Source organism: Dehalogenimonas formicexedens, assembly GCF_001953175.1.
Classification (GTDB): Bacteria; Chloroflexota; Dehalococcoidia; order Dehalococcoidales; family Dehalococcoidaceae; genus Dehalogenimonas; species Dehalogenimonas formicexedens.
Window position 1 is genome coordinate 962,755 of record NZ_CP018258.1, and the last position, 26,667, is coordinate 989,421.

Consider the following 26,667-nt stretch of genomic DNA (forward strand, 5'->3'; position numbering starts at 1 on the left):
TTTTTAAATCATATCTATCTTTTCAGGCTTTTTTCACTCCCAGTTTGATCTCATGCCCTTCAAGTTTGAAGCTTTCAGCGGTGATCAGTGAGTTATCCGGCATACCCTTGACCAGTTCTTTCGCCAGGGTTTCCTTTTTGATGTAATCCGCCCAATTCGCGATTACCGCTTCGGTATGATCATCGGTTTCATAGTAGACGATGATGCTATCGGCGATCTCGAAATTGGCCGTCCGCCTCAATCCCTGTAGTCGATGGGTGATCTCCCTCACCAAGCCCTCGTCGGCCAGTTCCTTGCTCAGGCGTTTGTCTATGGCGACGGTGACTGGACCTTCTGACACCAGCGAGTAGGCATCAGTTGGTAACGAAGCCGCGTCGGCGATGAAGCCTAATTTCTTTACATTGAGCTCTTCGATTATCGAATCGGCCAGCTTTAAAAGGTTCGCCTGCTCCGAAGGCGCCAAACCCGCCACCATAGCTTCGGCTATGGGCTGCCGAACCTTGATCGCGGCCTGGGCGCGGGCGGCTCTGCCTACGCTCGACACTTTCATCGCCAGACGGACGGAGGCTGACAATTCAGAGTCGATTTTCGTCTCGTCCGTTTCAGGGTAATCACAAAGGTGCACCGAATCCGGAGCATTCCCGTCTATCGATACCACCAGGTTCTGATACATTTCCTCAGCGACAAAGGGCATGAACGGCGCAAGGAGTTTGGCCAGTTTTACCAGGCACTCGTACAAGGCATTGTAGGCTGACAATTTGTCGGCATCGGACTCGCTCTTCCAGAACCGCCGCCTCGATCTGCGAACATACCAGTTTGAGAGGTAGTCGACAAATGCCTCAATAGAGCGCCCGGCTGAAACCGGGTCGTAATTTTCAAGATCAGCCGTGACTTCCAAAATCAGCTGGTTAAGCTCGGAGATGATCCAGCGGTCCAGTTCCGAGGCAACATCATACTTTTCGTTGCCAGGCTTGTAGTTATCGATGTTGGCATAAAGGATGAAAAACGAGTAAGTGTTCCAGAGCGTGGACATGAAGGCGCGGGTAACCTCGCCTACCAGCTTTTCAGAAAAGCGGCGGGTATTGCCCGCCGGCGAAGCGGTGAACAGGTACCACCGGACGGCATCGGCGCCGTGTTTAGAGATGACAGTTTCGGGAAGCACCACGTTGCCCCGCGTCTTACTCATCTTCTCGCCTTTCTCATCCAGGATAAGGCCGAGCGAGATGCAGTTCTTAAAACTGGGTCGATCAAACAACAATGTCGCCAGGGCATGGAGGCTATAGAACCAGCCGCGCGTTTGATCGATGCCTTCGCAGATGTAGTCGGCAGGGAACCGCCCGTCATCGAAAATCTGCAGACTGTCCGCTTCAAAGGGGTAATGGTACTGGGCTACAGGCATCGCACCGGAATCAAACCAGCAGTCGATGACATCGGTGACCCGCTTCATCTTCCCGCCGCATTGCGGGCAATCGTAGGTCAGGTCATCCACATAAGGCCGGTGCAAGTCGAGCGGTTCTTGGAATCCCGAAAACCCCGGTTTGGCTTTCAGATCATTCATCCCACCGATGCAATCGGTAGCCTGGCAGGATTCACATTTCCAAACGGGAACCGGGGTTCCCCAGTATCTTTCACGGGAGAAAGCCCAATCAACGTTGTTTTGGAGCCAGTCGCCGAAGCGCCCCCGCTTGATGTGCTCGGGATACCAGTTGATCTTTTCGTTGCCTTCGATAAGTTCGGCCTTGCACGCCGTTGTCCGGATGTACCAGCTTTGCTTGGCAAAGTAAAGAAGCGGCGTGCCGCAGCGCCAGCAGAAGGGATAGGTATGGTGTATCTTTTCAGCCTTGTGCACCAGGCCGTGTTCTTTCAGGGCATGGGTGATCAGTGGATCAGCCGCCTTTACAAATTTGCCGGAACCAGGATACGACCCGGTAATTTTTCCCTGGAGATCGACGTGATGGATGAAGTACAACCCGTACTTCTTTCCGGACTCGTAATCGACTTCTCCGTAGGCCGGGGCGGTGTGGACGATGCCGGTGCCGTCTTCCATCGAGACGTAATCAGTAGCGATAACCGGGTACAGCAAAGAGGTTGTTTCGACGGGCACTATCCCGGCTTCACTCAAACGGTTCACGGGAACACCGAACTCAAACGGATCAAATAAAGGCCGGTATTTAAGCTTTAACAGGCTATCGCCATTTACCCTGCCGACCTCGTGGGCGGCCTGCAATCCGTTGGGTTCCAGCCGCGCCGAGGCCAGTACCAGGTACTCTTCACCCAGATCCAGAACGCTGTATTCAGCACTCCCGCAAACCGCGAGCGCCGTATTGGCTGGAAGCGTCCAGGGCGTAGTTGTCCAGGCTAAAAGGAAAAGAGGTTTGTCCCTGAATGCAGCCATAACGCCGGTCAGTGTTTGAGATTCAATCTTGAACTTTATGTATACCGACGGATCCTCAGTGTGTTCTTCATAGCCAAGCGCTACCTCGTGCGACGAGAGCGACGTTCCGCACCGGGGGCAATGGGGGGTGACCTTGTGCCCCTGGTAAACGAGTCCCTTGTCCCAAAGCTGTTTTACCACCCACCACCCGGTTTCGATGTAGCTGTTGTTCATGGTGATGTAGGCGTGGTCGAGATCGACCCAGTAACCTATGCGCTCGGTCAGTTTGTTCCAATCTTCGACGTACTTGAATACACTCTCCCGGCATTTCTTGTTGAACTCGGCAATTCCGTAGCGCTCGATATCGGTTTTGCTTTTGAAGCCGAGGGATTTTTCGACCTCGAGTTCCACGGGTAAGCCGTGGGTGTCCCATCCGCCGATGCGGGGAGCGTAAAAACCTTTCATCACCTTGTAACGGGGGATGATATCTTTAAATACCCGGGACAAGACATGATGGATGCCCGGTTTGCCGTTAGCAGTCGGCGGTCCTTCATAAAGCGTAAATCTTTCGCCGCCTCGCCGGTTCTCGATCGAGCGTTTGAAGATATTCTTCTCCGCCCAGAGCTTGAGTATTCTTTCTTCCACTTCCGGGAAACTCACCCGGCTGCTTACAGGTTGAAACATAGTATCCCCTTATAAAAACAAAATTCCCGTCCACTGTAAGGGACGGGAAATACCCGCGGTACCACCCTATTTCCCCGATATCTCGGGGCGCTTTTTCGGGCACCACCATGCCCTGCCGGGATAACGGCCGGCTGCCGTCCGTGATTACTTGCCGCTATCGGCGTTCATCTGAAAGCTCAGGAGTGATTTTCAGCCGGCTTTTTCCCGCCTGCTCGCACCGTACCAGGCTCGCTTGGGGATTTACGCAGCTTACTCGTCTCCGTCAACGCTGTTAGAGGAAGGATAACACAGCGGCCAACGTTATGGCAACTGTATAATAAAAGAAACCGAGGCCTGAAAGCCTCGGTTTTACCGTTTGTTATTTGAAGGACTCATCCCTGGGAACGACGACTACTTTGCGTTCATCGCCGACACCGACGCTCTGGGTGGCGACATCGGGATCGTTGGCTAACACGAGGTGGATGATGCGCCTCTCGAAGGCAGGCATGGGATCCAGGGCGAAAGGCATATGGCGTCGCCTGACCTGTTCAGCGGTGCGCCGGGCTAAAACCTCCAGAGCTTTGAAGCGGCGTTGCCGGTAACCATTGACGTCAACCACTATAGGCAGGAAATCGCCGACTTTCTGCGCCACCAGTATCCGGACCAGGTACTGGAAATTGGCGAGCGTCTGGCCGTGGCGGCCGATCAAAAGACCCAGGTCATCGCCAAGGATATCGAAAACCATTCCGGATTCGTTTCCGCTGTCTTCGGTCACCATGGCGTCCGGAAGGTATTCAACCCCGGCATCCAGATCCATGCGGTCGACGAGATCCTGGATCACCTGGCTGGTTACCTCTATGGCATCAGCGGCCCTTGTTCCGATCCCGGTAAAGGGCTGTTCCTCGACGCGGGCGATTACTTTGGCTTCGCCAGTTCCCATGGCGAACGACCCCTGGCTACCTTCGCTTACGACGTCTATCTCCGCCTCGTCCCGGCTGACCTTTAGTTTGGCCAGGGCGCGGTTGATTGCTTCCTCCACCGTCCGCCCTGTTGCTTCTACTTCCTTCATTGACTATCTCCTCGGCCTGTTCAACAACAATTTTGGGGGCGGGTTGAGCAGGTGATTTTTCGGCTTTTGTCACCCTGGATTGATATGACGGTTTCTGTCCGAACCGGGCCACGATGCCCTGAAGCCACGGTTTGAGTTCCCCCGGACCGGTGGCGGCAAATTGCACCACGACCCTGAGTATGCTGGAGGTCAACCAGTAAAGCGCCAGGCCGGCGGGGAAGGTAATCGAGATGAAAACGAACATCGCCGGCATCATGAAGAGCATCAATTGGCTTTGAGCGGCAACTTTCGGATCGGTCGCCGGCGGCGTGGTCATCTTCTGCTGAATGAACATGGCAACGCCAACAAGCAGGGCGAGGACGTAATCCGGATTGGCGAGGTCTATCCAGAGAAATTTACTGCTCAGGGGCAGAACGTTATAGACTACCTGCCAGTTATAAAGATGACCAGAAAGATTGAGGAAGTCCTCCGGGGTGACAGCCAGAACCCTGACGATGGCCTGATACAAAGCCAGCCATATCGGGAACTGTATCAACGTGGGCACAAGACAGCCTGTGGCGCTGGTCCCGGATTCCCGCATCAGAGCCATCTGCTCCTGAGCGAGGCGTTGCCGGTCCTTGGCGTATTTCTTCTGTAGCGCCTGCAGCTTGGGCTGCAGCACCTGCATCGCCTTGGCCGCTTTCATCTGTTTGATGGTCAGGGGATACATCAAACCAAAGATGACGGCGGTAAGGACGATAACCGTTAACCCGAAATTATGAAACAGGATGCTTGACAGCCAGACCATCCCGTTGATCAGCGGGTCCAGGATGATTACATTCCAGATATCACCGATACTCACGCAATTTCCCCTTTATTGAACGCGATATTGCCAGAGCGCAGTCCCGGCGACCGCATTGAGCGCATAGATTGTCTCGTTGGTCTGACTGTGAAGATAGACGATATCCCCGTCCGCCGTGATCGGAGCCCGAACGGTGGTCTGGAGATCGCTGATCTGCTTTTGCTGATTGGATGACGTGGCGATGGTACTCACCTTGCCTGTCTCGGTCGAGACCACCACCTGGTCGGCGGCAAGCGCCGGCGACGAAGCGATCGAACTTCCGAGGTCAAGAGAGGCTACCTGATCGCCGGTGGAGGCGTTCAGTACGTAAACTTTGCCGTCGGTATTCGGGGCATAAACGTTGTTCCCCACAACAATGGCGTCCGCCCAGAACCATTTTTGACCTTCGAACCGCCAAACTACCTGTCCGTTGTTTATATCCAGCGCATAGATATTGCGGTCCAACGAACCGACGATAAGATTGTTGCCGGAGATCACCGGAGAAGCGTTGAAAACTCCGGCTGCATCGAATTTCCAGATCTGATGGCCGTCATCGGCCGAAAGGGCATAAAAAGAATTATCGAAGGATCCGATATAGACGATGCCGTTGTCGACAACGGGCGACGCCCAGATTTTATCGCCGGTGGCGAACTTCCAGACCTGCTGGCCGGTTTCCGCGTTGAGCGCATATACGTTTTTATCGGTGCTGCCGTAATAGAGGTTCCCGTTGCTGTAAGCCAATCCGCTGATTATCGCATCAGGCGACTTGGATTCCTGCGTAGTCGGCGACGTCCATTTCAACACGCCGCTGGTATTGACGGCAAAAACGCGGCCGCCGTAGGTAGTGACATATATCGTGTCACCCGAAACCAAGGGAGCCCCGTAAACGCCTTGAGCGCCTTCGAGACTGAGCTGCCACTGCACGGTGCCCGTGTCTTTGTTGAGTGAAAACAGCGTACCGCTGTGCGTTCCGAAGTATAGGTTGTTGCCCGACACCGTAACCCCGCTCCACCCCAGCGGGCGGTTACGCGCCCCGGAGCAACCGGTAATTACGGTGGCTAAGACAACCACCAATATCAGCAATATGGATACTTTACGCAATTTTCGCAAAGCGTTCTCCTTTATAGATGATCGGGAACGGGATCGTAGCCGCCTTTATTCAGCGGGTGGCAACGGGCCAAACGCTTGATCCCCAACCATATACCCCTGATAATCCCGAACCGCTCGATGGCTTCAAACGTATATTGGGAGCAGGACGGTCGAAAACGGCATGAAGGCGGCATGCTCCGCGAAAGGGTATTTTGATATAACCTGATTAGATTAAGAGCCAGTTTCTTCATTTTCAGCCATTACCAGTCCGGCTCGTTTAAGCAGGCTTTTTACACTGCTTTCAAGGATCGAGTATGGCGCCCTGGCCGCGGAAGATCGGGCGATAAAGACCAGGTCGGCTCCGGGTTTCAGTTTTAATGGTCCCAGGATTCCTCTCAGCCGGCGCCTGACCAGATTCCTCTCGACAGCCCCGCCGACCTTCTTGCTGGTCACCAATCCAATACGGCTCAGTCCGGCGGTGCCTTCGGCCAATTTCAATACCAGGTAATTGTCAGCCCGGCTGCGCCCGGTGGCCAGCACCCGCTGGAAATCTTCCCTTCGCCGAAGTCGACGTTCTCGCTGAATATATCCTCCGTCAATTGCATCCGGAGGGCAAGCCTGCATTAAACTACGGTTAACCGTTTGCGGCCCTTGGCCCGGCGAGACTTTAGTACGTCTCGTCCGCCCCTGGTGGACATGCGGGCCAGAAATCCATGTTCGCGTTTGCGCGGGATCTTTTTAGGTTGATAAGTCCTCTTGGGCACGATAAATCCTCACTAGGTAATTCGAAAATTTAGGTCGCCGGAGTAGCTTCTGCAGCCGGCGCGGCAGGTACGGTTGAGGTCTCAGGTTTAACCTCAACAGCTGCGGTTTTTGCCTCAACCGGAGCTTCCGGGGCTTTCGGCACCGAAGGGCTCATCGTCCAAAAAGTGCCGCCCTTTCGGATGTGCTCGGGTACAAACGGCAAAAGCGCGATAATCCGGGCCTGCTTAATAGCTTCGGCGAGTTTGCGCTGGTGCCTCGCGCAGGTCCCGCTCCTTCTCCTCGGATCGATCTTGGCCCTCTCGGAGATGTAGCGCGATAGGCGCGCCGTGTCTTTATAATCGATAACGATGTTCTTATCGGCGCAGAAGGCGCACACTTTACGCCTTTGCTGAAAGCGGCCGCGTCCTCCGAACCGCCCCGCGGGACGTCCCTGCGGCCTGGTGCCCTGATCTCGTGAAGTTACCAACTTTTCGTTTCTCCTGTATAAATGATCTTATATACGAAATTAAAATGGGATATCGTCCGGCGAGATGTCGCCGGCGGCATCAGAGCCGGAGGCGGCTTCACCGGCAGCGGCTTGCCGCTTATCAAGCGGCATCACCCTGTTGGCGATAACCTCGGTTTTGTAATGTTTCTGGCCATCTTGGCCGTCCCAGGACCGGGTCTGAAGCCTGCCCTCAACGTATACCAGGCGGCCCTTGGCGAGGAACTGGTTGCACTGTTCCGCCAGTTTTTCCCAGGCGACCACGTTGAACCATTCGGTTTCTTTCTTGGGTTCAGCGCCCTGGGTATTTATCGTCCGGTTAGTAGCCACGCTGAAGGAAGTCACCGGATGCCCGGAGGGCGTGAAACGCATCTCCGGATCGCCGCCGACATTGCCGATGATCATTACCTTGTTCAAACTGGCCACGATACTCTCCTAACGGGTCTGATCGAAGGTTAATCTTCGATCTTGACTATCAAATGGCGCAAGACGTCTTCAGAGATGCGCAGATCCGCGTTGAGCTTCTTGGTGACCTGGGAACCGGCGGTGAACTTGATCAGATTGTAAATACCCTCCGCCTGGTGCTTGATCGGATACGCTAATTTGCGCTTGCCCCAGGGCTCAACGGAGGTAATATTGCCACCGCGTTCTTTCACCGTTTTGGTGACATGCTCAACGCCCGCATCGACCTTTTCCTTGGTCAACTCCGGGCGGAAAATGATGACGAGCTCATAATTGCGGACCGGTTCGACGCGGCTTGCCAGCAACTCGGTTACCGCTTTGGTTTGTTTTTCTTTGACAGCGATGGAAGTATCCTCCCTAAAAACAATCGTACTTTTGAAAGACTCGGGTATTATAGCACAAGGAATATCGTCAAACAATACTTACGGCGGTTGACACAAATCACCTGATATTGATACACTCTCTTTTCGCGCGGCCCCGTGGTGTAGCGGTCTAACATGCCACCCTGTCACGGTGGAGATCGTGGGTTCGAATCCCATCGGGGTCGCCACTCTTAATTTCCTCGGTTCTCTCCCTTGCGGGCTTCGCAATCGTCTTTTATGTAAAACATCCCCGTGCTACAATATTGAACCATGCTCGAAAAAGATCTGTCTCTTCTGGAGTTTCCCAGGGTACGCGACATCATTGCCGGATACTGCGCCTTTTCCCTTTCGCGTGAACTCGCGCTCGCTCTCGAGCCATACAACGATATTGACCCGATCAAAGCCAGGCTCGAAGAATCCGCCGAAGCTCGAAGATTTATCGAACTCGAACCCAATTTCTCGGTTCATGGCCTTATAGATGTCTCCCAGGAGTCTCTCTCGGCCGCTCGAGGACGCATCCTTGAACCGAAAACCCTGTCCGAAATCGGCCGATCCCTGGGGATTCTCAAAAGGCTGAAATCGAAACTCGTTGAATTTACCGAAAGCATGCCTCTACTAAGCGCAATCAGCTCCGAAATCGGTGTTTTCGGGCATCTTGAGAAGTCGATCAACAGAGCCGTATCTCCTGAGGGGGAATTGTTGCCTGATGCCTCGGACAAACTAGCCGGTATCAGAGAAAGGCTCAGGGGAAAACGGGCTGAAGTAGTCGACAGGCTTCAAAACTATATTCATTCGGACGCCACTCGCCGTTATATCCAGGAGCCGATCGTCACCGAGCGCGAAGGCCGGTTTTCCATCGCCGTCAAGGCGGAATACAAAGGTGAAATCAAGGGTATCGTCCATGACGTTTCTAATTCCGGCGCCACCGTCTTCGTTGAGCCGTTCGCCACATTGGAACTGGGAAACGAATTCAAAGAATTGGAGATCGAGGAAGTCAGGGAGATCGAGCGGATACTCTCAGAACTTTCGGAATCGGTCGGTTCCGTTGCCAACTCGATAGAATCCAGCCTGGACGCCGCCGCGCGCATAGATTTTGCCTTCGCCAAAGGTCACTATGCCATTCGGCACAAAGCCCATGAGGCGCTCATATATGAACCGACGCCATCCGATCCTCCGTTCATTAAGCTGGATGAAGCCCGCCATCCGTTACTTGGCGCGTCAGCCGTGCCCCTGTCACTCGAATTGGGCAGGGATTATTCAATCCTGGTCATCACCGGCCCGAACACCGGCGGCAAGACGGTCGCCCTGAAAACTATTGCCTTGATGTGCTTGATGACCCAGGCAGGGCTGCCCATACCCGCTTCGGAAAAGACCAGGCTGCCTCTTTTTCATGGAGTATTCGCAGACATCGGCGACGAGCAGAGCGTTCAGGCTGCGCTCTCGACGTTTTCCGGTCACATGAGCAATATCGCCCGGATTCTAACCCATATCCAGGGTACGAGCCTGGTGGTCCTCGACGAGCTGGGCGCCAGCACCGATCCGCAGGAAGGCTCAGCCCTGGCCCGCGCGATACTGCAGCATCTTAAAACTAAAAATGTGCTTGCGGCGGCGACCTCGCACTACACTGAGCTGAAAGTGTTTGCCCACGTTACTCCTGGCCTGCAGAATGCCTCTTTCGATTTCGATCCAATGACGCTGACTCCTACCTATCACCTGACGCTGGGCATGCCCGGCGGTTCGAACGCCATCGCCACTGCCGCCAGGTTCGGGGTGCCGTCCGATGTCATCGATAACGCAAAAGCGCTTTTGGCTGAAGGCGCCCGGCAACTTGATGACCTGCTGACCGAACTTCAGGCGGACAAGAAACGCCTTGAAGACCTGAATAAAATGGTATCGCGCCAGAAAGACAGCCTGCAGGCGCAAAATAAAACCCTTCTGACTGAGTTGAAAAATCTCAGGGAACAAAGACAGGCGATCCTGCAGCAGGCCCGCGATTCCGTCGTCGAAGAGGTCGCCGCGCTGCAGAAAGACATGAAGCTTGCCCGTTCAGCTCTCGAACGGGAAAAATCTCAGGCGGCGATTGCCAACGCCAGGGAAGTATCCGATTTGGTACGAGAACGTTTGAGACAAGGGGTCTTGAAAACCCAGGCGTCCGTGGCCTCGAAAGAGGATGCACCCATTTCGCTAGGCGATCGGGTTTGGCTCAAGGAAGCCGAAATTGAGGCCGTTGTGACCGGCATCAACCAGAAGACGGGGCAATTTGAAGTTTCATCAGGCCCTCTGCGATTCATACTCGGACGAGAAGGTCTTTCAAAAACCGGAGGTGCCCCGGCAAATGTCCCGGCGCCCAAAATCAGCGTTCGTTCCGCCGGCAAGTACGTTGGCCTGGAACTTGATCTCCGCGGCAAGCGCGCCGATGACATAGAACCTCTGCTGGATGAATACCTGAACGAGGCCGCCACTGCCAATCTCCCGGAGGTGCGGATAATCCACGGCTTCGGCACCGGCGCGGTGCGCTCCATCGTCCGCGAAATAGCTGCTAAACATCCTCTTGTAGCCTCTTTCCATTCTGCGCCGCGAGATCAGGGCGGTGACGGAGCGACCGTTTTGCGTTTGAAATAGGACGAGGGGCAAACGAAAGACGCTCCTAAAGAGCCGTCATCATGGCGACGCGGCTTGCGCTTATTCTAAACTGACCTATAATGGCTTTAGGGAAGCTCACCAAGATAATTTCGATCGATTCAACTTCCAAACTTCCTCGCTCGAGGGTAATCGGATCACACTCGAGCAAACAACCACATTAGTAACGATTTGGAAAGCCCATGGAAAAACGAGCCAATGTGGTCGTCAGACCAGAGGTTCTCGGAGGCATTATCGGGCTCGTTGTCGCCGTGGGCCTTAGCAGCTTTCGGATTTTCAATGAATCCTTTGGCTCCTCATCCCCTTTAATTCGATGGGTTTTAATGAGGAGCTTTTTGGTAACGTAGTCTTCACCCTGGTTCTGGCAACCCCGTACCTGGCTGCTCTATTTTCTACCAGTCTTCCCGCTGGAACGAGGTGGGTGATTCTTCTTCCTGCCGTTGTAATCGCCTTGCCTTCCCTGTTCATCAGTTTTTCGTTTATAGGTTTCTTGTTTGTTCCCTCAATAATTCTGTTGTTTATGGCTGTTGGAACATCAATGAATCGCAGCGTCGTTTCCGGGATGGGCAACGTTCTCGCCGTGTTAATGGCGGTCGTGGCTGTTGTTACCGTATCCGCTGCTGGAATAGCTTTGCTGCGCAACCATAACGACGCCAGGGGATGGGCGTACACGACCTTTCCGGATGGACACACCGAGTGGCAGAGCGTGCCCCAGACCCCGGGGCATTTGGGATCAGGGATACTCCATGCGCCGGACGGCGGCAAATCTGGTTTCACCGCCACTTCCGACATTATCACTAATTCTGAAGCCTCTGTTTCTGGCAGCTTGCTGTTGCTGGCCTGGATTGAAATGGGAACCGTTGGAATTTATACTGCAAGGCGTTTCAGGGATGGAACCCTCGTTTCATAATAGGCATTTAGACGCGCCCAATTGATAAATTTCGGCGTTGAAGTTACAATGTTATGTAGATTGTCGACAATGATTTCTGTAACTGTTACCATGATGCGGCGCCGCCGCTTCCGACTAGACGTCTGAATCAGACGTCGATTTTGTTTTTCCCCCAAGTTTTTCGACCTGCCCGCTATGTAAGGAGATTTTTGTGCCCCAATATCGAGATGACATCCGTAATATAGCCATCATCGCCCACGTCGACCATGGCAAGACCAGCCTGGTGGACGTCCTGCTGAAGCAGAGCCATGTCTTCCGGGAGAACCAGGAAGTAGGCGAACTAATCCTGGACCGGAACGCCCTGGAAAGAGAAAAGGGCATCACCATTCTGGCCAAGAACACCGCGGTTGAGTTCCGCGGCCACAAGATCAACATCATCGACACGCCCGGCCATGCCGACTTCTCCGGCGAGGTCGAGCGGGTGTTGAACATGGCTGAAGGCTGTCTGTTGCTTATTGACTCGACGGACGGTCCGATGCCCCAGACCCGGTTCGTGCTCAAACAGGCTATGGAAAAGAAACTTAAACCCATCGTCGTCATTACCAAGATGGATCGGCCGACGCGCCGTATCAAAGAAGTGCTTTCCATGACCCAGGACCTGTTTCTGGAACTCGCCACGGAGGACTCGCAGTTGGACTACCCTGTGATCTACTCCAGTTCCCGGGCGGGCTTTGCAACCACCGACCCTGATGTTATGGGCACCGACATGGTGCCTTTATTCGAGGCGATCATCAATAATGTGCCGCCTCCGGAGATCGAAGAGGGCTACCTTCAACTGCTGGTCTCCAACCTCGATTATTCGACGCACAAAGGCCGCATCGCCATCGGCCGGATTCGGCGCGGCTCCATCTCGCCGCGCGATCCCGTGGTCGTCATCGATAAAAACGGCGAGCAGCACCGTTACAATATCAGCGAAGTCTTTACTCACATGGGTTTGGCCAGGCAGGAGGTCGATAAAGCCGGAGCCGGTGATATTGTGGCGGTAACCGGAATGGAAGAGGTCAATATCGGCGACACCATCGCCAGTCCGGACCAACCGGAAGCGCTCCCGGGAATTACCATCGGTGAACCCACCGTCAAAATGACCTTCGGCGTCAACACCTCGCCGTTCGGCGGACGGGAAGGCAAATACTGCACCTCCCGCCAGCTCAGGGCGCGGCTTTACCGCGAATTGGAGACCAACATCAGCCTGCGGGTCGAGGACACCGATTCACCGGATGTCTTCCTGGTTTCAGGGCGCGGCGAACTTCACCTTTCGATCCTGATTGAGACGATGCGCCGCGAGGGATATGAACTCGAACTTTCCAAGCCGGAAGCGATCACCAAGGTTATCGATGGCAAGGTGATGGAGCCCATGGAAGCGCTGATCGTCGATACGGTCGATGATTGCATTGGAGACCTCACGGAGATGCTGGCCAAGCGCAAAGGTCGTATGACCAACATGCACCATGACGACATGGGCAATGTCAGGATGGAATACCATATTCCCACCCGCGGCTTGATCGGTTTCAGGAGTGCTTTTCTGACCACCACCCGCGGCCGCGGCGTAATGAACACCCTCTTTTTGGGTTATGAGCCTTGGCAGGGAGAAATCGGCACCACCCGGTCAGGCGTTTTGATTGCCGCTCAAGCCGGCACCGCCGTGACCTACGGCTTGAACAACGCCCAGGGACGGGGACTAACTTTCATCGATCCGATGACCGAAGTCTACGAGGGCATGGTCGTCGGCCTGCACGCTCGCGGTTCGGATCTGGTGGTCAACGTTTGCAAGGAAAAGAAGATGACTAACATCCGGTCATCGACCTCCGATATCGCTATCAAGCTGACCACTCCGGTTAAAATGTCCCTTGAAGAATCGCTTGATTTCATTGAAGGCGATGAACTTGTTGAAGTAACGCCCAAGAATATCCGTCTTCGGAAAAAGATGCTCTCCGCCCATGACCGCAAGCGCGCTGAGCGCGCGGGACCCGGTGAAGAATCGGACGAGTAGCCGCCCGGCACGATGAACGAAACTAGCGCATTAATCATCGTCAGGCTCACCGGCCTCGGTGAGTTCGGCGAGACCGTCGCCGAATATGAAGGTCGAACCATCAACATCTTCGGCGGCATCCCCGGAGAAACTGTGGAAGCGAGGGTCATTCGCAACACTCCGGGCGCCGCTGATGCCATAGTCACTAAAGCGATCGTAGCTTCTGTCCATCGGCGCGAGCCTGTCTGTCCCCGCTTCGGAGAGTGCTCCGGCTGCCAGTGGCAGCACGTTGAATATAGCCACCAGCTGGAACTCAAGCGCGGCTTGGTCAAACGGGCGCTGGAGTCCGAAGGCCTCGACGGTTCTTTGGTTCGCGAAGTTGTTCCTTCCCCATCGGAATTCGGTTATCGCAACCACGCCCGTCTTTCGATCCGCCGCCGTCTTAATTCCTTTGGATTCATCAACAGGGTAACACACCAGTTTGTGGCCGTCGACCGCTGCCCCATCATGGCCGAAGGCGTTAATAGCCTGCTCGCCGCCCTGAACGGGCGGTGCGGAGAAACTACCCAATTTTCAATCCGCTACGGCATAAACACGGATGAATATCTGATCCAGCCCCAATTCAAAAACCCCGAAGTGACGGTCATTACCGGTCAGGTGCATTATCACGAGATCATGGCCGGGCGAAAATTCCGTATCTCGTCGCCATCTTTTTTCCAGGTCAACACCCCGCAGGCTGAACGACTCGCGGAAATCATTCGGCAACGGTTAACCCTTAACGGGGACGAAACCATCATCGATGCCTACGCCGGGGTCGGCACTTTTTCGGTAATGTTGGCTCCTTATGCGAATAAGGTTATCGCTATCGAAGAATCCGGAGCCGCCATCAAGGACGCAAGGATTAACGTTCGCGAGATTCCTAATGTGGAACTGATCGAAGCGCGGACTGAAACAGTTTTACCCCACCTCGGCCGCCTCGCTGACGCAACGATCATCGATCCTTCGCGTGTCGGCTGCCATCCGGCGGCCCTCAAAACCCTGAATTTTTATCCCTCGAAAAAACTGGTGTATGTTTCCTGCAACCCGGAGACGATGGCCAGAGACCTGCGGGTATTGGCCCACGGACCCTACGAGATTCAGGATGTCACCCCGGTGGATCTTTTCCCGCAAACCTACCACGTGGAATCGGTGGCTTTACTGCGTTTCGACCCCGAAAAAGAAAACGCCTTTATCGAAAAACAGCGGATAGTTCTGGCTTCTACATCTCCCCGACGTTCGGAGATTCTGGCTTCCATGGGTCTGAAATTCGAAATCGTGGCGTCCAATTTCGACGAAACCCCGGCTGAAGGACTGTCCCCGGAAGAGCAGGCGGCGTCGCACGCCAGGGCTAAGGCCGTGGCTGTTGCCGCCGGTCGCTCCTCCGGCACCGTCATCTCCGCTGACACTGTAGTCGTTCTGGGTGAGGAAATGCTCGGCAAGCCGGCTTCATCCGCCGAGGCTGTCGAGATGTTGAAGCAGTTGCGCGATAAGACACACCGGGTCGTCACCGCCGTCGCCGTCACGGACGCGGCGACCAAAGAAACCTTTGCTGACTTCCGCAGTACCCAAGTCACGATACGTAACCTCACCGATCTGGAAATTGAGGATTATGTCAAGAGTGGCAGTCCGCTCGACAAGGCCGGGGCTTATGGCATCCAGGATAAATTATTCCAGCCCGTCGCCAGGATCAAAGGCTGCTATTTGAACGTCGTCGGTTTGCCTGTGTGCCTGATGCTGGATCTGCTGCTAAAAATCGGCGTTCATCCCAAAATCTCAACGAACTGGCGTCCGCCCGGGGATTGCGCCGATTGCCACAAGTGGCAGTGCGGCTAATCCGGGAAAGCGGATTTCAGCGCCCGTAGCGCCCGCAATGTCACCCATTTGCTTGGTTCGTTTTTAATCTCAATATCGTCCCACATCTTGCCATTATAGGAATATTCCATCGGCCATCGGCCTTTTACATCCTGCTTCTCCAACACCAACGACCAGGCTTTCTCCAGCCGCGGGTCTTGTCCTTCCCCAATTCGTGACATCACCTCGAGCACTTCGAGCACATCACCGATGTAATAATTTGGAAAACCGAACTTGAACCAGTTGCCGCTCGGTTTGCCTTTATTAAGGTTGGAAAATTTACATACGGTAAGGTCGGCGTTGAAAAACAACTTCTTACCATATTCAAGGGCTGATTTCATTATCGGGGTGCGTTGGAGCTCGGGCATACTGGATATCGCTTTCATCGCCTTGACCGCGCCCCAGGCGCAGGGCAGTTTACCGCAGATAAAGTTTGGCCCGGACGTGTAGTGATAGAACCTGAGCGGTTCCTGGCTACCCATCTCGGCAACGCCTTCGCCCGTAACCAATTTCGCTTGCATTTCGATGGCGATGTTCACTCTTGGGTCGTCACCGAATCCCAAACCGACCATAGCTTCCCCGAGATATCCGGCGTGGCAATGGATAACACCGGAAGGCGTGCCATTGTAACTGAACCACCCAACCGGCGAAATGGTATTTTTCAGCACATACTCGGCCGCAGTTTTTACTCTGGGGTCAGATATATCAGCTCCCATCTGCGCCAGCAACGTCAAAGACCAGACCGTGCCGCTATATTTCGGATTGTAGCCGCCCCCCGGCTTCACCCAATATCCTTTCGGGTTTTGGGCTGCGAGGATCTTGGGAATCGTTCCCGTCGAAAAAATCATTGATTTTGCGGCGGCTAGTTCCGTAGACTCTTCCGGCAGACCGATAATGTCGCGTAAAGCCAGGTAGCGAACGGCCGGATTGGCATCGTCCGGCTCAAGGAGCCAGGTGACTGGATCACCCCGAACGAGGTCTCTCCAGGTGGGCATGTTACCCTCCTTCGCGGAATTTGCTGGTGATCGGTTCCCGCCGGTCGCGGCCGAAGGCTTTGGGCGTAATCTTTATGCCGGGAGGCGCTTGCCGCCGCTTGTATTCGCTGACATCAACCAGGCGCGCGACTTTCACGACCAGTTCTGGCTCATAGCCCTGGGCAATAATCTGTTCGACCCCTTTATCTTCTTCCACGTAAGCCAGGAGAATGGGATCGAGAACTTCATACTCAGGCAGAGTATCGGTGTCCTTTTGACCCGGGCGCAGTTCCGCCGAAGGCACCCTGTTTATCACGGCATCGGGTATTAGGTCGAAACCGGCCTGGTTGTTCCGGTACCTGCACAAACGGTACACGAGGGTTTTCGGCACGTCCTTGATCACCGCATAGCCCCCGGCCATGTCCCCGTACAGAGTGGTATAGCCGGTCGCCACTTCGCTTTTGTTGCCCGTGTTCAGCACCATCCACCCAAATTTGTTGGAAAGGGCCATGAGCAGCGTGCCCCTGATTCGGGCCTGGATGTTTTCCTCGGTTACATCGGGTTTCGTATCGCGGAAGACCTCGGAGAGGCTGTCCAGGTAGGCCGTATAGGCTTTTTCGATCGGCACGGTGAATGTCTTGATCCCCAGGTTGGTCGCCAGCTTTGCCGCGTAGTCCGCGCTCAACGGCGCTGAAAAACGCGACGGCATGATGAGTCCGTGGACCGACTTCGGCCCGAGAGCATCTACCGCTACGGCGGCGACCAGGGAAGAATCCACCCCGCCCGAAAGACCAATGATCACCCCTCCAAATCCGTTTTTCAAAATATAATCGCGTGTCCCTAAAACCAGGGCTTTATAGACTTCCGAGTCAGATTCGAGCAGAGGCGTGATCTGTTTCGGCAGCATGGCGCGAGGGGAATCCTGGCGGGGAGCGCTGACCATGATCCGGTCGGTCGGGCAGTCGCATTCCAGTTGCTGTCCTTCCTTGCGCCACCTTGGATCCTGCAGCCTGCTGTGAAAAACGCTTTCGACATCAAGATCGGCAATAAGCAATTCCTCTTCGAACTGTCTGGCCCTGGCGATCAGGTTGCCTTGCTCATCGAATATGACGCTGCCGCCATCGAAAACGAGTTCATCCTGCCCGCCGACCAGATTGCAGAATGCCACGATAGCGACATTATCGGTAGCGCGGGCGCCGAGCATTCTTTCCCTGAAATGATGCTTTCCGTGGTGGTAAGGAGAGGCGGAAATATTCAGAATGACCTCAGCCCCGCCACTGGCTTGAACGGTGGCGGGACCGGTGTCATACCAGATGTCTTCACACACGCTGATACCAACGTTGACGCCCGATATTTCATAGATCGGGCAACTGGAGCCAGGGTGAAAATACCTTTTTTCATCGAAGACGCCATAATTGGGAAGATATATTTTATGGTAAATGGATGCTAACTTGCCTTCGTGTATGATGGCGGTAGCGTTGTAGAGTTCTTCTTTTCTATCGACGAAGCCTATGACAACGCTAATTCCCTTTGAGGCTGTGACGATTTCTTCGAGCGCCCTCAGGTTTGCGTCTATAAAGCTGGATTTTAATAATAAATCTTCAGGAGGATACCCCGGAATCGCGAGTTCAGGGAAGGCGACGAGGTCGGCGCCTGCCGCTCTGGCTTTTAATATGTTTTCGGTGATTAGCCGGACATTGCCTTTGAAATCCCCGACTGTCGAATTGATCTGCGCCAGGGCGATACGAAGCTGTTTCATATACAGCTATCGTATGTGCCTGATATGCGCTTGTCAAGAATCGCCGGCTTCAGCAGCCGCAATCCGGATCGACGATGGTGCTTCCAAGCAAGATGCCGTTAGCCCAGTAGGCTCCCGATGTTCCCGCAGGTAAAATATCATACGTCCGGCCTTCGTAACCGACTCGCTGGATAGAGACGACCCCCGATCCATCGAGCAGATCTTCCGGTTGGAGATTCCCCAGCAGCCTGCCATCAACTGCCGGATGCCCTGGAGAGGCGGTCACCGAACGGCCGTCCGCCAGGGTTATCCTGAGCAACTCAAAACTCGAGGGGGCCGGTGTCGCTTTCGTCTTGATTATGGGCGACGCCACTTTTTCACCATTCTCTCCGAGAGTCCAGATCAAATCGCCGGGTGTGAGTTGTTCAACCGCAACGGCGCCATACGGCGTGTCGATCAGCGTGCCCTTGGAAAGGCATATGGGGCAGGTATTGAAACTGGTTTCCGTTTTGGTGACGGAAATTTTCCCGGTGTTGGAAATAGTGCCGGTTATCTTTTGCCCCTGGCTTTCACCAACTCGTATCACAAAGATAAAACCGTTGTTTGTTGACTCAAAATCAAGCATTACATCGGTGAGGAGTTTATGCTGGCGGTAGACGAGCAGTTTTTCTTCAGGAGTATAATCGGACTTCCGGTCAAGGCCGATCCGGTTGATGATCGAGGAGAATTCCTGGTCATCGCCCTTTATGGCATCGAATTGAGCCAGCGCATTGGCCAATTCGCCGCCGGGACTCCCGATCGGATAAAAATCCGGATCGCACCAGAAATAATTGGGATAGGCATCAATTACCCTGTATCTCAGGTCATAAGAGCTTAAAAGTGCATTGGAGGTCGTCGTTGGAGCCGAATCGCCGCAGGAAAAGCCAAGTGAGATCGAGGCAATCAGTATCGCAACCAGGAGCGTTTTCTTTAACAAAACAACCTCCCCACCACTACCATTATATCCTCAGACTCTTCTAACGCAATATCCCCGGGTAAGGATAGCCCTGAAAACGAGATGGGGGATCTGATCGGCCCCCCCATCTTCAAGCGCTATTTGGAGTTCTACAGGATGGGTAGATATCTTTCGCGTTCCCAGTCGGTAACCTGGATGCGGTACCGGTTCCATTCGATCTTCTTGTTTTCGATGAACGCGTTGAAGACGTGCTCTCCAAGTGTGTTCCGCATCAGCTCGCTATTTTCGAACAGCCTGATGGCTTCGTCAAGGCTGCCGGGCAGAGTTTCGATGCCTTTCTGACGCCGCTCTTCCTCGCTCATTTCATAGACGTTCTCCTCGATGGGGGCAGGAGGCGGCAATTTCTTTTCGACCCCCTCAAGTCCCGCCGCCAGCATCACCGCAAAGGCCAGGTAAGGGTTGCAAGCAGGGTCCGGCGACCGGAGTTCTATTCGCGTCGAGGTTTCTTTGCCGGGCCGGTACTCCGGCACCCTGACTAAATCCGACCGGTTTCGCCGTGCCCAGGAAAGATAAACGGGGGCTTCATATCCAGGCACGAGACGCTTGTAGGAATTAACCCACTGGTTTGAAATGGCGCAAAATTCGGGCGCGTATTTCAGGATGCCGGCAATAAAATAGCGCGCCGTGTCCGAGAGATGATAAGGATCATTCTTGTCGAAGAACGAATTATTGTCGCCTTTGAAAAGAGACTGGTGGCAGTGCATCCCCGAACCGTTGACGCCGAACACCGGCTTGGGCATGAAGGATGCGTAGACGCCGTTCTGCCGCGCGATCTCTTTTACCACGAGTTTGTATGTCATGACGTTGTCAGCCATAGTCAGCGCATCGGTGTATTGGATGTCGATCTCATGCTGCGATGGGGCTACCTCGTGGTGCGAATACTCGACAGGGATGCCCATTTTCTCCAATGTTAAAACGGTCTGCCGGCGGAGATCGGTCGCGACATCGAGAGGCGTAAGATCGAAATACCCGCCCTGGTCCAGGAATCCGGTGCTCTTCTGGTCCTTGTTTTCGTCTTTGAAATAAAAATATTCCAGTTCGGGCCCGACATAGTAGATGTATCCAGCCTCGGCGGCCTTTTTGAGCATCCTTTTCAGGACGTAACGCGGATCGCCTTCGAACTGTTCGCCTCCGGGCTTCTTGATGTCGCAGAACATCCTGGCTACCGCGGCTTCATCCTTGGGGCGCCACGGCAGGGTCTTGTAGGTGTCGGGGTCCGGTAGGGCAACCATGTCGCTCTCGTCGATCCGGGCGTAACCCTCGATCGACGACCCGTCGAAGCCCATGCCTTCTTCGAGGGCGCCTTCAAGCTCCTCAACCGTTATCGCGAAGCTTTTCAACTGGCCGAGGATGTCGGTAAACCACAGCCGGATAAATTTGACCTTATCATCTTTGACTTTCTTCAATACGTATTCAACCGATTCTGAACGTGTCTTTGCCATATTTCACCTCACGGAAGAATTCAGTCCGATTATAACAACACCAAAGGTTGAAAGAAAACGGAAAGCCGCGTAAAGAAGGGTTTTATGAGAATGTTAAGCAATCTATCATTTTGGGGAATCGAATCATCATTTGGAAAGCGGGGTTAATCCTGAACCGATGCCCGTACTAATGTATAGTTCCCCTGTTTCCCACTTCTACCTATATCACCCCTTTTAAGTGGTATAATAAGGCGTTCTCGCGGACAATCTTCATTAGCCCCGTATTAAGTGCAAGGCGCCCGATCCCGTAAGCGTCTTGTGTTGATAAATGTCTTTTTCAGAAAGGGAGGCTGCTATGCGTTTAGAGAGAACCCGTCAGGCTGAGCATCTTGGTTCCGTTACTGTTTTTGGCGTCAGGCGCGTGCTTGAGTTGGACTCGGGCCCTAAAAATCCCCAGCTCAACGAAGCCGCCGACGTTCAAAAGATCGAACGGGAAGCCATCGACGAAATCGAAAAGAAATTAGCCATCGTCCTTCCGGTGAAAGACGAAGATCTCAAAGTGTTTGAAGGTGTCCTGTCGGCGATACCTCACGAATGTTTTATCATCGTGCTATCCAATAGCCAGAGGGAAGGAGTCGATACCTTTAGGGCCGAAAGAGACATACTGGGTCGTTTTTGTCAGAGTACCCGGAGACAGGCGATGATCGTCCACCAAAAAGACCCAGCTGTCGCCAAAGCATTGCTAGACGCAGGTTATCCTGAAATTGTTGGTAATGACAAGTTGATCCGTAATGGTAAGAGCGAAGGGATGATCCTCGGCATCATTCTCGCCAAGTTGCTAGCGAAAGAATATGTGGGATTCATCGATACCGACAATTATATTCCGGGCGCCGCCCTCGAGTACGTCAAGCACTACGCGGCAGCTTTCAGTCTGTCAAAGACACCGTTTTCCATGGCACGCATTCAGTGGCGGTACAAACCCAAGATCATGGGGGAACTCTATTTCAAGAAATGGGGCCGTGTTTCGGAAATCACCAATAAACACCTTAATAACCTTCTCTCTGCCATGGGAAAGTTTGAGACCGAGGTGATCAAAACCGGGAATGCCGGCGAACACGCCATGAGTCTGGCTCTTGCGGAGCGCTTGACTTACGGCACCGGTTACGCTGTGGAGACCCAGGAGATAATTTCCATTCTGGAACAGTTTACCGGAATCCTGCCCGTGGCAAATAAAGACGTCTCCGAAAAAGGTCTGGAAGTGTACCAGACAGAGACCGTCAATCCGCATCTTCATGCCGATAAAGGCGATGAGCATGTCGTGCTTGAAATGATGATGCCCAGTCTTTCGGTCATATACCACAGCCCTCTGTGCCAGGATAAAACCAAAGAAGCCATTTTACGGGAATTGACGGAAGTCGGGTGCATAAAGCATGGTGAAGAACCCCCGAAGGTCAGGCTCATGCCTCCGCCACAGAAGCTTGATATGCCCAAGTTCTCAGCCAGCCTGGCTGCAGAAATGTCAAAATTATTTGTACCTGAAGGCTCGCCGTCGCCGATTACCCAGTCCAGAGTCATCGGACCCGCCCAGAAGGTTGTCTTTACAGATCTGGACGGCACATTATTACACCCCTCAACCTACACTTATGCCCCAGCCCTGGATTCCCTCAGGAGATTGCAATCGCTGAACATTCCCATCGTTTTTTGTTCTTCCAAGACCCGCGCTGAACAGATCGAATTAAGGCAGGAACTCAGCATCAATGATCCGTTCATCGTCGAAAACGGTTCAGCCATTTTTATCCCAAAAGACTACTTTCACCTGCCTTTCTCGTACGACCGGATTGCCAACGATTATCAGGGCATCGAATTAGGCATGGGTTACGAGGTGTTGAAACTCAAGTTAGCTGCCATACTTGAGACGGTTCGGGCAAAGCTTTTGGATAACGTCTGGGCAGGCAGTCTTTCGGTGAGGGCGTTCGGGGATATTTCGGTCGAAGACGTTGCCCGGGAGACTGGTCTCGGCCTCAAAGCCGCTGCCGCGGCCAAGCAGCGCGAGTATTCTGAAACCCTAAAGATCCATGGCAGCAGGCAGGCAGTGGAATACCTGCTTAACGAAGTAAAAAAATCAGGCCTTTCGTACGCATTCGGCGGCAGGTTTTATACCATCACCGGAGGTAATGATAAAGGTAAAGCGGTCAAGGTTTTGACCGAATTATACAAGCTCAACAGGGGACAGGTTTACACAGTTGGGATCGGCGATTCGGAAAACGACGCCAAGATGTTAGCCGCCGTAGACCGGCCTATCCTTGTCCAGAATAGGGAATTGCGCTGGGCCAAGTTTAAACTTCCCTCGTTAAACTTTGCCAGAGGCGTCGGTCCCGAAGGGTGGAACAACGCCCTTGCATCTTTGTGATCATTTCCTCCTCAAGTTCCTGCCGGAAAAACACCTGGATCTGAGTTAGGAGGCCGATAAGTTGCATACCATCTATCTGATCCCTCACAGTCACTACGACGCGGTATGGGCTTTCAACAAGGAAGACTATTTTTTTATCAATATCGAGAAGATCCTGAAACCGGCGATCGAACTGATGTCGGATCCGGGCTACCGTTTTTTGATCGAACAGACGGCCCTGATTGAAGAGATAGAGCGGCGCAGTCCCAGCCTGTTCGAGGATATCAAACATTTCGTTCAAAACGGTCAAATAGAGATAGCCAGCGGCGAGCATCTCATGCCGGATACCATGATGCCGCTAGGCGAAACCCTGGTGCGGCAGATCTTGACTGGCAAAAGTTATATCCGCGATAAATTCGGCGTTAAAGCCCCGGTAGCCTGGGGCGCCGACAGTTTCGGCTATAACGCCCAGATGCCCCAAATCTACGTTAAATCCGGCTACCGGTACTTCGCCTTCCGGAGGGGAGCAGACAAGGCTTCGCCGTCAGAGTTCTGGTGGCAGGGGCTGGACGGCAGCCGCATCCTGGCCCACTGGATGCCTCTGGGATACCGCGCCGGCTTATACCTGGACAAGCTGGACGAAAGCTTTGAAATTCTTAAAACCGCCGCCTCCACCCAGAATATCCTCATGCCCGCCGGAAGTGGCTCGGTTCCCCCCCAGCCCGAGACCGTTCATGTGGTCCGCGCCTGGAACCGCAGCCACAAGGAAGCCCGAATCGTCGTGTCAAAATCGGAGGATTTCTTTAAAGCCCTTGAGCAATCGAACCCGGAACTGGAAACCCGCTCTGGGGAACTCTATTCCGGCCGCTATTCAATGGTTTTCCCCAATTGTTCTTCGTCCCGGATCTGGCTGAAACAAAACCTCAGGCATTACGAGCACCTGATCCTGGCTTGTGAGAAATGGCTGACCATGGGGTGGCTTCTCGGTATGCCTTATCCTTCGGATGAGTTCTACGACAATTGGCAGAAAATCCTTCTCGGCGCCTTCCATGACGTGGTTCCCGGCACCGGTATGGACGAGGGATATGAAGAAGTCCGGCACAACTTCGAGTACCTGCAAAGTCATCTGTCTCAGATGATGTCCAATTTTGTGGATCTGATCCAGGAAAACCTGATCACCGCCAATGATGTTATAGTTCTCAATCCGCTTTCCTGGGAGGTGAAAAACTGGGTCGAGGTTGAACTCGGCTTTGATCCGGGTAAGATCAAGCGTTTGGGCGGACTGGAAAGCAACGGCCAGGAGATCGCCGTGGAAGTCCTGGAAGCTACGCGTTACTCGGATGATTCCTTTCACACCGTGAAAATCGGTTTCGTGGCGGTGGTACCCTCTTTCGGGTTCCGGACTTACAAGTTGCTGAGATACAGCGTCCCCTACCGTCCTTCGGTTGACGGCCGGCGCATCAAGACAACCAGCAACAGCGTTCAGAACAAGTTTTTTCGCCTCGAAATCGATCCTAGCAGTGGGCTCCTCGACATATTTGTCGATGGCAAGCATCTTCTTAAAGGCAACGAACTTACCATCGAGGAGGAGACCGGCGACCTGTATTATCACCGCCAGAATTTCACCGGGGAATATCGCACCGAGAGCGAAGCCGGCTTGACCTTCGGCAAATTCCGGCTGAAACATTTCGAGATTTTGAAGACGCCTCTGCGCCGGATAATCCGCCTGGAGAGTGATTATTACTCGTTGATCTGGCCTTACCGGATGCAGGAAAAGCTCCGCACCGTGATGTGGCGTCACAGTTATCTCTCGGTATCCAAGACCATTACCATTTATCACGACATCCCTCGAATAGATTGCGTCACTAAAGTCGATAACCGGCACCCTCAAATCAGGCTTAGGCTCAAGTTCGCCACCGATATCAAGTCTCCCGAGTACTCTTCGGAAATCCAGTTCGGCGCCGTCAGCCGCCCGGTCGACCAGGGGGCAAAGCCGGTGGAGGGGGACTGGGTCGAAAAACCATGCGGCGTATTCCCATCGCTCAACTGGATCGATTATTCCGACGACCAGCGAGGGATAACCCTTATCAATCAGGGCTTACCCGCCCATCAGATCCAGGGGGGCACCATCTATCTGACGCTGTTCCGTAGCATCATGATGCTCTCCGCAGACGGCGTCACCGGCCCAGCAGTCCCCACACCCGACGCCCAGGAATTCAAGAAACACACCTTTGAGTACTCACTGTACCCTCACTCAGGCACCTGGAAAGAGGCCAGTTCGTTCCTGCACGGCTATGAGGTCAACAGCGGACTCCAGGCTTTTCAGATATCCCCCACGCGGATCCGCCGGAAACACCTGCCCCAGGGCTTTTCTTTCATCCAGGTGAGCGCCCCGAACATCATTGTCGCCGCCTGTAAACGGGCCGAAGACGGCAAGGGCATAATTCTTCGCCTTTACGAGGCCAGGGGTGAAGCCACCGAGGCTGAAATTCAATTTTTCAAACCGGTCTTAAGCAAGGAAAAAGGAGCGGATTTCGACCGGTTGCGTCATCCGGTTTCTGCCAAACTGGTGAATCTCCTTGAGGAAGATGAGGGAGATCTGCCGTTGGATTCCGGGGTTATCAGATTACCCTTCAAACCTTTTGAGATCATCAGTATCAGGGTTGGCTTTTGATAGTGAGAGAGTCAGGTCCGCCCGGTGATCGCCTGAAGGTGGTTGATCACGGCTACTAGAATAACGCCACCCAGCACGTTGCCGATAAGCGCTGGGGCCATGTAATCCGAGAAGTATGATGAGACAGAGATGGTATTTATCATGGTGGCATACAGGGCGTCGGCGGATCCCGCAATTATATGAGGAAATCCTCCGAGGCTCACCAGATACGTCATTATGAAAATGATGCCCACCCTGGCTGACTCGGCGCCCGGCAGCATCCAGACCATCAGGGCGATGATCCATCCCGCGAAGATCCCCTTAAGCACCATCGTCCAGAAATCAGGTAACAGCGCTGCCTGAGCTGTGTTAGCCAGTGAGGTTTTAACTTCCGGACCCATTACCCCCGTGTGTGCAATTACAAGAGTGAAGATAAGAACCCCTACGAGATTGGCGACAAGGACGATTCCCCACAACCTTGCTACCAGGCCCAAAGTCTCATTGCTCCATTTTTGTAAAAGAGGAAGAACCGCTGTAAGCGTATTTTCGGTAAACAACTGTTGCCTGCCGAGTATCACAATGATAAAACCCAGTGAGTACCCGGCGCTTGTTACCAGCGACTTCCAGGCGGCGCCGGTCGGTAAGAATGCGTCCAAAAGCGCGACGCCAAGAAATGAAAATCCCATGGATAACCCTGCCGCCAGCCCCGACCACATTAACGCCGCGGGGTGACGGCAAATCTCGTCTTCCCCTTCCTGCCTCACCGCTTCGTGAACGACAACCGCGCCTATGGCTGTCCGCTTGACGATCTCTTTCGCCTCGGATTGCCTTAATCCCAATTCATCAGGTGGATTTTTACTCATTGTTTGTTACCGATCCTGATTTTGAGTATATCAGTAAGAATATCTTTCCCGTTAAAACCGCGCGAAGCCGTGACATCA

At 53.7% G+C, this 26,667-nt stretch carries 21 protein-coding genes, 1 tRNA gene and 1 other annotated feature; of the genes, 7 read left to right on the forward strand and 15 right to left on the reverse strand.

The window, feature by feature from the left end; all coding sequences use genetic code 11:
* Positions 1-22 precede the first annotated feature (22 nt).
* From ileS to rpsF, 10 genes are all read right to left on the reverse strand, one after another.
* On the reverse strand, positions 23-3,058 hold the full coding sequence (gene ileS / locus Dform_RS05130) for an isoleucine--tRNA ligase (RefSeq protein WP_076004055.1): 3,036 nt from the start codon (positions 3,056-3,058) through the stop codon (positions 23-25).
* 35 nt (positions 3,059-3,093) lie between these two features.
* Positions 3,094-3,333, reverse strand: a binding site (T-box leader).
* An 83-nt stretch (positions 3,334-3,416) separates the two neighbouring features.
* Entirely contained in the window at positions 3,417-4,106 is a 690-nt protein-coding gene (gene jag, locus Dform_RS05135; protein ID WP_076004056.1) for an RNA-binding cell elongation regulator Jag/EloR, read from the reverse strand.
* Positions 3,994-4,947 carry a YidC/Oxa1 family membrane protein insertase gene (locus Dform_RS05140; RefSeq protein ID WP_076004057.1) on the reverse strand — a complete coding sequence of 318 codons (954 nt, stop codon included), beginning with the start codon at positions 4,945-4,947 and terminating at the stop codon, positions 3,994-3,996. The genes jag and Dform_RS05140 overlap by 113 nt, the downstream gene beginning before the upstream one ends.
* 12 nt (positions 4,948-4,959) lie before the next feature.
* Positions 4,960-6,027, reverse strand: coding sequence for an outer membrane protein assembly factor BamB family protein (locus Dform_RS05145; protein WP_158513470.1), 1,068 nt, complete (start codon positions 6,025-6,027; stop codon positions 4,960-4,962).
* A gap of 20 nt (positions 6,028-6,047) precedes the next feature.
* Positions 6,048-6,266 carry a membrane protein insertion efficiency factor YidD gene (yidD, locus tag Dform_RS05150; protein WP_076004059.1) on the reverse strand — a complete coding sequence of 73 codons (219 nt, stop codon included), beginning with the start codon at positions 6,264-6,266 and terminating at the stop codon, positions 6,048-6,050.
* Positions 6,247-6,639, reverse strand: coding sequence for a ribonuclease P protein component (rnpA, locus tag Dform_RS05155; protein WP_083635363.1), 393 nt, complete (start codon positions 6,637-6,639; stop codon positions 6,247-6,249). Before rnpA ends, yidD begins: the two co-directional genes overlap by 20 nt.
* Entirely contained in the window at positions 6,639-6,779 is a 141-nt protein-coding gene (gene rpmH, locus Dform_RS05160; protein WP_076004060.1) for a 50S ribosomal protein L34, read from the reverse strand. The genes rnpA and rpmH overlap by 1 nt, the downstream gene beginning before the upstream one ends.
* Positions 6,780-6,808: 29 nt before the next feature.
* Positions 6,809-7,246, reverse strand: coding sequence for a 30S ribosomal protein S18 (rpsR, locus tag Dform_RS05165; RefSeq protein ID WP_076004061.1), 438 nt, complete (start codon positions 7,244-7,246; stop codon positions 6,809-6,811).
* A 39-nt stretch (positions 7,247-7,285) separates the two neighbouring features.
* Positions 7,286-7,690, reverse strand: a complete 405-nt coding sequence (locus Dform_RS05170) for a single-stranded DNA-binding protein (protein ID WP_076004062.1) — start codon at positions 7,688-7,690, stop codon at positions 7,286-7,288.
* A gap of 29 nt (positions 7,691-7,719) precedes the next feature.
* Entirely contained in the window at positions 7,720-8,145 is a 426-nt protein-coding gene (gene rpsF / locus Dform_RS05175; protein ID WP_083635364.1) for a 30S ribosomal protein S6, read from the reverse strand.
* Between the two features lie 54 nt (positions 8,146-8,199).
* Here rpsF and Dform_RS05180 point away from each other — a divergent pair.
* The 5 genes from Dform_RS05180 to Dform_RS11370 all read left to right on the forward strand — a co-directional run bounded on the left by Dform_RS05180 (position 8,200) and on the right by Dform_RS11370 (position 15,518).
* Positions 8,200-8,276: transfer RNA gene (locus tag Dform_RS05180), tRNA-Asp, on the forward strand.
* A gap of 82 nt (positions 8,277-8,358) precedes the next feature.
* The gene (locus Dform_RS05185) at positions 8,359-10,710 is read left to right on the forward strand and encodes an endonuclease MutS2 (protein WP_076004063.1); all 2,352 of its coding nucleotides are present in this window, start codon (positions 8,359-8,361) and stop codon (positions 10,708-10,710) included.
* 556 nt (positions 10,711-11,266) lie between these two features.
* Positions 11,267-11,638 (forward strand): hypothetical protein, encoded by a 372-nt coding sequence (locus Dform_RS11570; RefSeq protein ID WP_145925533.1) that lies wholly within the window; start codon positions 11,267-11,269, stop codon positions 11,636-11,638.
* A 190-nt stretch (positions 11,639-11,828) separates the two neighbouring features.
* The gene (typA, locus tag Dform_RS05195) at positions 11,829-13,667 is read left to right on the forward strand and encodes a translational GTPase TypA (protein WP_076004065.1); all 1,839 of its coding nucleotides are present in this window, start codon (positions 11,829-11,831) and stop codon (positions 13,665-13,667) included.
* A 12-nt stretch (positions 13,668-13,679) separates the two neighbouring features.
* Positions 13,680-15,518: a Maf family nucleotide pyrophosphatase gene (locus Dform_RS11370; RefSeq protein ID WP_076004066.1), complete on the forward strand. Its 1,839-nt coding sequence runs from the start codon at positions 13,680-13,682 to the stop codon at positions 15,516-15,518.
* Here Dform_RS11370 and Dform_RS05205 read toward each other — a convergent pair.
* The 4 genes from Dform_RS05205 to glnA all read right to left on the reverse strand — a co-directional run bounded on the left by Dform_RS05205 (position 15,515) and on the right by glnA (position 20,705).
* On the reverse strand, positions 15,515-16,531 hold the full coding sequence (locus tag Dform_RS05205) for a hypothetical protein (RefSeq protein WP_076004067.1): 1,017 nt from the start codon (positions 16,529-16,531) through the stop codon (positions 15,515-15,517). The two genes, Dform_RS11370 and Dform_RS05205, sit on opposite strands and share 4 nt — an antisense overlap.
* 1 nt (position 16,532) lies before the next feature.
* Positions 16,533-18,269 (reverse strand): NAD+ synthase, encoded by a 1,737-nt coding sequence (locus tag Dform_RS05210; RefSeq protein WP_076004068.1) that lies wholly within the window; start codon positions 18,267-18,269, stop codon positions 16,533-16,535.
* Positions 18,270-18,318: 49 nt separating this feature from the next.
* A complete protein-coding gene (locus tag Dform_RS05215; protein ID WP_076004069.1) occupies positions 18,319-19,224 on the reverse strand; it encodes a Hint domain-containing protein in 906 nt (301 codons plus the stop codon).
* Between the two features lie 128 nt (positions 19,225-19,352).
* Positions 19,353-20,705, reverse strand: a complete 1,353-nt coding sequence (gene glnA, locus Dform_RS05220) for a type I glutamate--ammonia ligase (RefSeq protein ID WP_076004070.1) — start codon at positions 20,703-20,705, stop codon at positions 19,353-19,355.
* Positions 20,706-21,039: 334 nt separating this feature from the next.
* Here glnA and Dform_RS05225 point away from each other — a divergent pair, with 334 nt between their 5' ends.
* Together Dform_RS05225 and Dform_RS05230 are read left to right on the forward strand one after the other, a co-directional pair.
* Entirely contained in the window at positions 21,040-23,094 is a 2,055-nt protein-coding gene (locus Dform_RS05225) for a bifunctional mannosyl-3-phosphoglycerate synthase/mannosyl-3 phosphoglycerate phosphatase (protein ID WP_076004071.1), read from the forward strand.
* Positions 23,095-23,155: 61 nt separating this feature from the next.
* Positions 23,156-25,747 carry an alpha-mannosidase gene (locus tag Dform_RS05230; RefSeq protein ID WP_076004072.1) on the forward strand — a complete coding sequence of 864 codons (2,592 nt, stop codon included), beginning with the start codon at positions 23,156-23,158 and terminating at the stop codon, positions 25,745-25,747.
* 11 nt (positions 25,748-25,758) lie between these two features.
* Here the strand turns inward: Dform_RS05230 and Dform_RS05235 are convergent, their stop codons facing one another.
* Positions 25,759-26,589 carry a formate/nitrite transporter family protein gene (locus Dform_RS05235; protein WP_076004073.1) on the reverse strand — a complete coding sequence of 277 codons (831 nt, stop codon included), beginning with the start codon at positions 26,587-26,589 and terminating at the stop codon, positions 25,759-25,761.
* Between the last annotated feature and the right edge of the window lie 78 nt (positions 26,590-26,667).

Coding starts and splice junctions, on each gene's coding strand:
- ileS (WP_076004055.1), bottom strand. CDS start 3,058: ATGTTTCAACCTGTAAGCAGCCGGGTGAGTTTCCCGGAAGTGGAAGAA.
- jag (WP_076004056.1), bottom strand. CDS start 4,106: ATGAAGGAAGTAGAAGCAACAGGGCGGACGGTGGAGGAAGCAATCAAC.
- yidD (WP_076004059.1), bottom strand. CDS start 6,266: ATGAAGAAACTGGCTCTTAATCTAATCAGGTTATATCAAAATACCCTT.
- rnpA (WP_083635363.1), bottom strand. CDS start 6,639: ATGCAGGCTTGCCCTCCGGATGCAATTGACGGAGGATATATTCAGCGA.
- Dform_RS05185 (WP_076004063.1), top strand. CDS start 8,359: ATGCTCGAAAAAGATCTGTCTCTTCTGGAGTTTCCCAGGGTACGCGAC.
- Dform_RS11570 (WP_145925533.1), top strand. CDS start 11,267: ATGAATCGCAGCGTCGTTTCCGGGATGGGCAACGTTCTCGCCGTGTTA.
- Dform_RS11370 (WP_076004066.1), top strand. CDS start 13,680: ATGAACGAAACTAGCGCATTAATCATCGTCAGGCTCACCGGCCTCGGT.
- Dform_RS05205 (WP_076004067.1), bottom strand. CDS start 16,531: ATGCCCACCTGGAGAGACCTCGTTCGGGGTGATCCAGTCACCTGGCTC.
- Dform_RS05210 (WP_076004068.1), bottom strand. CDS start 18,269: ATGAAACAGCTTCGTATCGCCCTGGCGCAGATCAATTCGACAGTCGGG.
- glnA (WP_076004070.1), bottom strand. CDS start 20,705: ATGGCAAAGACACGTTCAGAATCGGTTGAATACGTATTGAAGAAAGTC.
- Dform_RS05225 (WP_076004071.1), top strand. CDS start 21,040: ATGCGTTTAGAGAGAACCCGTCAGGCTGAGCATCTTGGTTCCGTTACT.
- Dform_RS05235 (WP_076004073.1), bottom strand. CDS start 26,589: ATGAGTAAAAATCCACCTGATGAATTGGGATTAAGGCAATCCGAGGCG.